The sequence below is a fragment of the Rhodococcus sp. NPDC003318 genome (assembly GCF_042879035.1).
Classification (GTDB): Bacteria; Actinomycetota; Actinomycetes; order Mycobacteriales; family Mycobacteriaceae; genus Rhodococcus_G.
This window is the reverse complement of sequence record NZ_JBIAOU010000010.1, coordinates 174,418-180,921: the sequence shown is the minus strand read 5'-3', so window position 1 is coordinate 180,921 and position 6,504 is coordinate 174,418. Positions and strand designations below refer to the sequence as shown.

The following is a 6,504-nucleotide window of genomic DNA, read 5'->3' as shown; positions in this document are numbered from 1 at the left end:
GTGTACACCAAGTGGATCGAAACCGAGTGGGACAACGTCATCGAGCCGTACGCGGGTGCCGGTGCGGTCGCCGACGAGGACGAGACGCTGCCGCGGCAGACCGTCGTCGTCGAGGTCGGGGGTCGTCGGGTGGAGGTGTCGCTGCCCGGTCAGTTCTCCGTCGGCACGGGCGCGCCCGCGGTCGGGGCGATCAAGCGCAAGCCCAAGGCCCGCAAGCGGGGCGGTGCCGGTGGCGCCGCGGCGTCCGGTGACGCGGTGACCGCGCCGATGCAGGGCACCGTCGTCAAGGTCGCCGTCACCGAGGGCCAGGAGGTCGCCGAGGGTGACCTGATCGTGGTGCTCGAGGCGATGAAGATGGAGAACCCGGTCACCGCGCACAAGGCCGGTGTCGTCACCGGTCTGGCCGTCGAGCCCGGTGCCGCGATCACCCAGGGCACCGTCCTCGCCGAACTGAAGTAACACCCCGCACCCCCCCGTGAGTCCTTTCGGCCCGGATACGGGCCGAAAGGACTCACGGGCGGCGAAGCCGCCTACCCTGGTGACATGGCCGAACTCCCCGACATCCGCATCGGGACGTTCGAGCGCGAGCAGGCGGTCGAGCTCCTGACCCGACACCTCGGCGAGGGCCGGTTGACCCTCGCGGAGTTCGAGGACCGCTGCGCGCGAGTGACGGCGGCCCGCACCAACCACGACCTCGCGGTGCTGTTCGCGGATCTGCCCGGCATCGCCTCGCCGCCGCCGTCACGCCGGCGGTTCCTCTGGCTGCTCGTCCCCCTTCTGCTGGCCGGTCTCTACGTCGCGCTCGCCGCCGCCGACGCGACCCTCTGGTTCCTGCCCGCGGCGCTGGTCGTCGCCATCGGCGCCGGTCTGATCCACGTGGCCACGCGGCGACGGCGTGTCCGTGTCCCCGACTTCCTCGCGACCGGGCGCTCAGGTCCCGCGCCGACGGTCGCGTCCCCGCGACGCAACCTGACTCTGGTTCCGTACGCACTCGTCCTGCTGGCACCGGCGCTGATGCTCCGGCAACCGGTGGTTGTGCTCGCCGCCGTCGGGTTCCTGATCTACGCGGTCGTCCAGGCCATCGACGACTGAGGGCGTGTCTCCCAATTCCCTTGTCGGCGCTCCTGGCGCCCAATCGCCGCCCCGCTGCGTTGTCGTCGGCGCCGATACACAACCCGGTATCGGCTTCTCATCCGCGCAGGAGCGGAGCCCGCGGAGCGACTCCAGGGGCTTGCTGGACGACGATTGTTCTGCCAGGTGCATCCGAGGGGAATCGAGAGACACGTCCGCACCTCCGCCGCTCGTGCGCGGATAGTGTGTCTCCGAACCCTTGAAACGCGCACGAGCACCGGAGGTGCCTGGTCGATGCCCCAACTGCTGCATGTCGATTCGTCTGCGAACCTCGTCAGTTCCGTCTCCCGTGACCTGACGGGACTCTTCGCCGACACCTGGCGGGCCCGCGGCCCCGAGTTCACCGTCGTCGCACGGGACCTGCACCGCGACCCGGTGCCGCACCTGCCCGATGCGGAGTTGCACTACGCGGCGCGACTGCGGACCCCCGACGCGACCTCGGATCCGGCGGCCGAGGCTCGGCAGGCCGAGCTGATCGCCGAGGTGGCGGCCGCGGACGTGGTGGTGATCGGTGCGCCGATGTACAACTGGTCGCTGCCGTCGACGCTCAAGGCGTGGATCGACCACCTGCACGTCCTCGGTACGACGGTGCCGTTCGACACCGCCGACCAGCCGTTCGCGGGCAAGCCCGTCGTGGTCGTCTCGAGCCGCGGCAACACGTACGCGCCGGGAACGCCGGGCGCGGGCACCGACTTCACCGTCCCTCCGCTGCAACAGGTGCTCGGGGTGTCGATGGGGATGGCCGTCACGGTCGTGACGGCGGAGTTGACGCTGGCGGAGCGGATTCCGGTGTTGGCGCCGCTGAAGGAGCAGGCCGATGCGAGTCGCAGTGCCGCTCGGCACACCGTTCGGACGTTGGGCGGTACTCTCGGTGGTTAACCGCGACAACAGTTTTCGCGGCACCAACTCGGAGGAGTGAACATGGCCGTAATCGCCGTCCTGGAGCTGACCTTCAAGCCGGAAACCCTGGACAAGGCAAAAGAGGTGATGACCCGCGTGCTGGCGGAGACCCGCGCGTTCGACGGTTGTGTCCGCGTGGACGCGGTTGTCGACGCGAAGGACCCCAACGTCCTGCGGTTCGTCGAGACCTGGGAGTCGGCCGAACACGACGCCGCGTACCGCAAGTTCCGCGCCGGCGAGGGTGCCATCACCGACCTCGGACCGCTGCTCGCAGGCGCGCCGTCGTTGACGCTGGGCACCGTCGACCCGGCGATCTGACCGCCGACGGCACGATCCCGGGCGCCGTCGTGCGCTGCGGGATCGTGCCGAGGTACCAGGACGGACGGTGAGGGTCAGCGATTGCGATAGGCCGGCGGCCGTTTCTCGACGAAGGCCGCCATCGCCTCGACCTGGTCTGCGGTCGACGCCGTCAGCACCTGCTGGCGGTTCTCCATTTCGATCGCGGTGTCGAGGGACGTCGTCTCCAGGGCGAGCCACATCCCGCGCTTGGTCAGCGCCAGCGACATCGGGGGTGCGGCGAGCAGGTCCGCCACCGCGGCGTCGACGCGGGCGGACAGTTCCTCTGGGGCGACGACGTCGGCGAGCATCCCGATCCGCAGTGCCTCGTCGGCGTCGAACCGGCGGCCGGTGAGCATGAGTTCGTGGGCGCGTCCCGCGCCGACGATCCGGGGCAGCAACCAGGACGTGCCGATGTCGCAGCCGGAGAATCCGACGCGGATGAAGGACACCGCGAACACTGCGGGTGCCGCGGCGATCCGGACGTCGCAGGCGAGGACCAGGGCGAGTCCGCCGCCGGCCGCGGCGCCGTTGACGGCCGCGACGAACACCTGCGGTAGCCGCCGGATCTTCTGGACCAGCGACGCGATCCGGGTCTGCACGGCCAGGGTCGTCTGCACTGCGCCGAGATCCTCGGTCCCCGGGACGACACCGAACCCGCCGAGATCGAGTCCGGCGCAGAATCCCCGTCCGGCGCCGGTGAGCACCACGACCCGGCACCTGGTGTCGGAGGCGAGGGCGTCCAGTTCGGTGTGGAGGGCGTCGACGAGATCGACGGTCATGGCGTTGAGCTGCGCGGGCCGGTTGAGGCGGAGAACGACGACGCCGTCGCTCGGGCGCTCGACCTGGAGCGGTGGATCGGACTCGGTCACGAAGCCTCCCTGCGTGGTGACGTCAGTCGAGGTTAACAACTCTTGTAACGTGGCTGACGGTCACATCCGCAACCCTCGAGGAGCCCCATGTCCGACCCCGACGCGTCCGGCCGGCAGATCCTTCTCACCGAGCAGCGAGGTCGCGTGCGGATTGTCACGCTGAACCGGCCGGAATCCCGAAATGCGTTGACCTCCAGCCTGATCACCGACCTGCGTGCCGCACTGGACGCAGCCGACGGGGACGACGGCGTCGACGTCGTGATCCTCACGGGCGCCGATCCCGCGTTCTGTGCCGGGCTGGATCTGCGGGAACTCGGTGCCACCGGCGGCAACGCCGAGCGGGTCGCGGACGACGGCGTCCCGATCGGGCATCCGTGGCGTCCGCTGTCCAAGCCGGTGATCGGCGCCGTCAACGGCGCGGCGATCACCGGCGGCCTCGAGCTGGCCCTCGCGTGCGACTTCCTGATCGCGTCCGAGCGGGCGCGGTTCGCCGACACCCACGCCCGGGTCGGGGTGCTCCCCGGGTGGGGTCTGACCGCCCGGCTGCCTGCCGCCGTGGGGCGTGGTGTGGCGCGGCGGATGAGCCTGTCCGGCGACTTCGTCGATGCCGAGCAGGCGCTGCGTGTCGGTCTGGTGACGCAGGTGGTGCCACACGAGCAGTTGCTGCCGACAGCGCTGGAGGTTGCGATCACCGTGGTCGGCAACGACCAGTCGGGGGTCCGGACGCTGCTCGAGTCCTACCGCCGCGCGGAGGACCACCTCGTCGACCCGGCCCTCGCGGTCGAGGACGCGACGGCGCGGGCGTGGATGGCCGGCTTCGAGCCGGCGACGGTCGCCGCCCGGCGTGCCGACGTCATCGGACGGGGACGCGAGCAGAACGACCGCTCCTGACGCGGAATCGGTGAGCCCTTGACGCCGGTCCGCGGCGGAACGTTTGATGGGGGCCGGATCTCGACGAGCGGAGGGCGATCATGGTCGTGGACGAACCGGCATCGGGCCGACCGACCTCACTGTCGATGACCCTGTTGATGACGCCGGACATGGCCAATTTCTCGGGCAACGTCCACGGCGGCACCCTGCTCAAACTGCTCGATCAGGTTGCCTACGCCTGCTCGAGCCGGTACGCGGGCACCTACACCGTCACGCTCTCCGTCGACCGGGTCCTGTTCCGGGAGGCCATTCACGTCGGCGAACTGGTCACCTTCTCGGCATCGGTGAACTACACGGGCCGGACCTCCATGGAGGTCGGTATCCGCGTCGACACCGAGAACATCCCTGAGGGAAAACAGCGACACGCCAACAGTTCCTACTTCACGATGGTGGCGGTCGACCCGGCGGGGCACCCGGTGCCCGTCCCCCCGCTGCCGGTGACCACCGAGTTGCAGAAGAGGCGTTTCGCGGCGGCGCAGGTGCGCCGCCAGGCGCAGCGCTCGGCATTCTCCGGCGACGACGAAGTCCCGCCCGCGCCGGAGAGTGTCGCGACCGGCGCACCGTGATCCGAAAGGTGGCTTACGCGAACCCGATTCGCGTGTTCATGTCCCACATGAGAACGTTGTCGCTCTAGGCACGCGGCGGCAACGTACCGTCGTCGGGTCGAGCCGTCACAGGACGCGCACATCTACAGTGCCCCTTCCGGTTCCGCTGCCGCGGTGGTCTGGTTCGTGTCGCCCCGCAGTCCGAACCAGCTGAGCAGTGCGGCGACGAGGGCCGCGATCGCGACGACGAGGAAGGCGCGGGAGAAGCCGGATCCGAGGGCCTCGAGGGCCAGATCGTGTGCGGCCGAACCGGGGACGCCCGGAGGCAGGCTGTTGACGGCGATCGGACCGCCGGCTTCGGCGATCCCCATCGCCGGACCGAGTTCGGCGGGCGGCAGGTCGGCGGCCGGAAGCGACGACAGCAGCGCGTTGCCCGCGGTGCTCAACGCGACGGCGCCGGCGAGGACGGGCCCGAGGGCGAAACCGAGGTCGCGGAGCAGGTTGGTGGTGGCACTGGCCGTGCCGGTCAGGTGCCGGGGAACTGAATTGACCGCGATCGCCGTCATCGGCGACAGCGTCAGCGCGAAGCCGATACCGACCAGCAGCGACGGCAGGACGAACGCGGACACGGCGGGGTCGGTGACGTCGTTCGTCGAGGCGAGGAGAGCACCGGCCGTCATCGCCGCGAAGCCCGCGGTCAGGAGCCAGCGCGCCGCGATCCGGGCCTGCAGCCGCGAGATCACCGGGATCAGCACGAACGCGGGACCCTGCAGCAGCAGGAACAGCAGGCCGGTGTACATCGGGCTCTGGTGCTGGACGGGGCCGAGCCACATGCTCGTCGAGAAGCAGGCGCCGAGGAACGCGAACATGCCGATCACGGCCACCAGCGACGACACCGTGAAGGGCCGGATGAGGAACAGGCGCAGATCGAGCAGGGGGGACGTGACGCGCAGTTCGATCGCGACGAAGGTGCCGAGCAGCGCGGTGCCGACGACGAGCGCGGTGACGACGCGAACGGTGGTCCAGCCTTCCTCCGGGCCCTGAACGAGACCGAACAGCACCAGGATCAGGCCGAACGCCAGGGTCAGCTGGCCCCACAGGTCGGGCCGGCGGTCGGGCTGACGCTCCGATTCCTGTGCGCGCCAGGCCGTCAGGACCGCGACGGCCAGACCGGTCGCCGCGACCACCGCGTACGCCCCACGCCACCAACCGAAGTCGGCGAACATGCCACCGAGCAGAGGCGAGATCGCGGAACCGGCAGAGAGGAAGCCCGCCCAGATCGCGATGCCCCGCATCCGCGCCTGGGGCGTCGGGGCGGTCGACGCGACCAGGGCGAGTGAGGCGGGGAAGACGGCACCGGCGCCGAGGCCGTTGATCGCCGATCCGGCCCACATCCAGCCGATGGTGGGCGATGCGGTGCACACCAGCGACCCGGCGATCACCAGCAGCGAACCCCCGACGACCAGCTTGCGGTGGCCGAACTTGTCACCGAGCACACCGAACGTGAGCTCGAAGACCACCACGGGAATCATGAACGCGGCGGTGATCCACGTCAGCTGCGAGCCGACGGCGTTGAAGGTCTGCTGGAAGACGCCGTTGAGCGCGCCCGGCAGTGCGTTGGCGATCTGCGCGACCATCACGGCGAGGGAGGCCGCGGCGAGGGTGCCTTTCGCTCCCGAGGTGAGTCGTGACGCCGCGGGAGGGGCCTGCGGCGGCGGGTACGACTGCGGGGACGGGGCCTGGGTCTGGTGGTCCTGGGTCACGGAGAACTCCTGCGGTGCGGGGGTGGG

Annotated in this window: 8 protein-coding genes; 6 read left to right on the top strand and 2 right to left on the bottom strand. The window is 70.2% G+C overall.

Annotation, left to right across the window (positions count from 1 at the left end; genetic code table 11):
* From ACFYVR_RS17595 to ACFYVR_RS17580, 4 genes are all read left to right on the top strand, one after another.
* On the top strand, window positions 1-459 hold a 459-nt coding region (locus ACFYVR_RS17595; RefSeq protein WP_387475361.1), incomplete at its 5' end, for an acetyl-CoA carboxylase biotin carboxyl carrier protein subunit.
* 84 nt (window positions 460-543) lie between these two features.
* On the top strand, window positions 544-1,092 hold the full coding sequence (locus tag ACFYVR_RS17590) for a DUF1707 domain-containing protein (protein ID WP_387475359.1): 549 nt from the start codon (window positions 544-546) through the stop codon (window positions 1,090-1,092).
* Between the two features lie 273 nt (window positions 1,093-1,365).
* A complete protein-coding gene (locus tag ACFYVR_RS17585) occupies window positions 1,366-2,010 on the top strand; it encodes an FMN-dependent NADH-azoreductase (RefSeq protein WP_387475357.1) in 645 nt (214 codons plus the stop codon).
* A gap of 42 nt (window positions 2,011-2,052) precedes the next feature.
* Window positions 2,053-2,349, top strand: coding sequence for a putative quinol monooxygenase (locus tag ACFYVR_RS17580; RefSeq protein WP_387475355.1), 297 nt, complete (start codon window positions 2,053-2,055; stop codon window positions 2,347-2,349).
* Between the two features lie 74 nt (window positions 2,350-2,423).
* On the opposite strand, the gene ACFYVR_RS17575 is transcribed toward ACFYVR_RS17580, so the two are convergent.
* Window positions 2,424-3,239, bottom strand: a complete 816-nt coding sequence (locus tag ACFYVR_RS17575) for an enoyl-CoA hydratase/isomerase family protein (protein WP_387475353.1) — start codon at window positions 3,237-3,239, stop codon at window positions 2,424-2,426.
* An 87-nt stretch (window positions 3,240-3,326) separates the two neighbouring features.
* Here ACFYVR_RS17575 and ACFYVR_RS17570 point away from each other — a divergent pair, with 87 nt between their 5' ends.
* The gene (locus ACFYVR_RS17570; protein ID WP_387475351.1) at window positions 3,327-4,130 is read left to right on the top strand and encodes an enoyl-CoA hydratase; all 804 of its coding nucleotides are present in this window, start codon (window positions 3,327-3,329) and stop codon (window positions 4,128-4,130) included.
* 80 nt (window positions 4,131-4,210) lie between these two features.
* Window positions 4,211-4,735 carry an acyl-CoA thioesterase gene (locus ACFYVR_RS17565; RefSeq protein ID WP_387475349.1) on the top strand — a complete coding sequence of 175 codons (525 nt, stop codon included), beginning with the start codon at window positions 4,211-4,213 and terminating at the stop codon, window positions 4,733-4,735.
* 122 nt (window positions 4,736-4,857) lie between these two features.
* Here ACFYVR_RS17565 and ACFYVR_RS17560 read toward each other — a convergent pair whose 3' ends face one another.
* Window positions 4,858-6,477 (bottom strand): MFS transporter, encoded by a 1,620-nt coding sequence (locus ACFYVR_RS17560; protein ID WP_387475347.1) that lies wholly within the window; start codon window positions 6,475-6,477, stop codon window positions 4,858-4,860.
* Between the last annotated feature and the right edge of the window lie 27 nt (window positions 6,478-6,504).

Bases quoted from the DNA above. Each gene is read 5' to 3' on its own strand.
- ACFYVR_RS17570 (WP_387475351.1), top strand. From the start codon at position 3,327: ATGTCCGACCCCGACGCGTCCGGCCGGCAGATCCTTCTCACCGAGCAG.
- ACFYVR_RS17580 (WP_387475355.1), top strand. From the start codon at position 2,053: ATGGCCGTAATCGCCGTCCTGGAGCTGACCTTCAAGCCGGAAACCCTG.
- ACFYVR_RS17590 (WP_387475359.1), top strand. From the start codon at position 544: ATGGCCGAACTCCCCGACATCCGCATCGGGACGTTCGAGCGCGAGCAG.
- ACFYVR_RS17565 (WP_387475349.1), top strand. From the start codon at position 4,211: ATGGTCGTGGACGAACCGGCATCGGGCCGACCGACCTCACTGTCGATG.
- ACFYVR_RS17585 (WP_387475357.1), top strand. From the start codon at position 1,366: ATGCCCCAACTGCTGCATGTCGATTCGTCTGCGAACCTCGTCAGTTCC.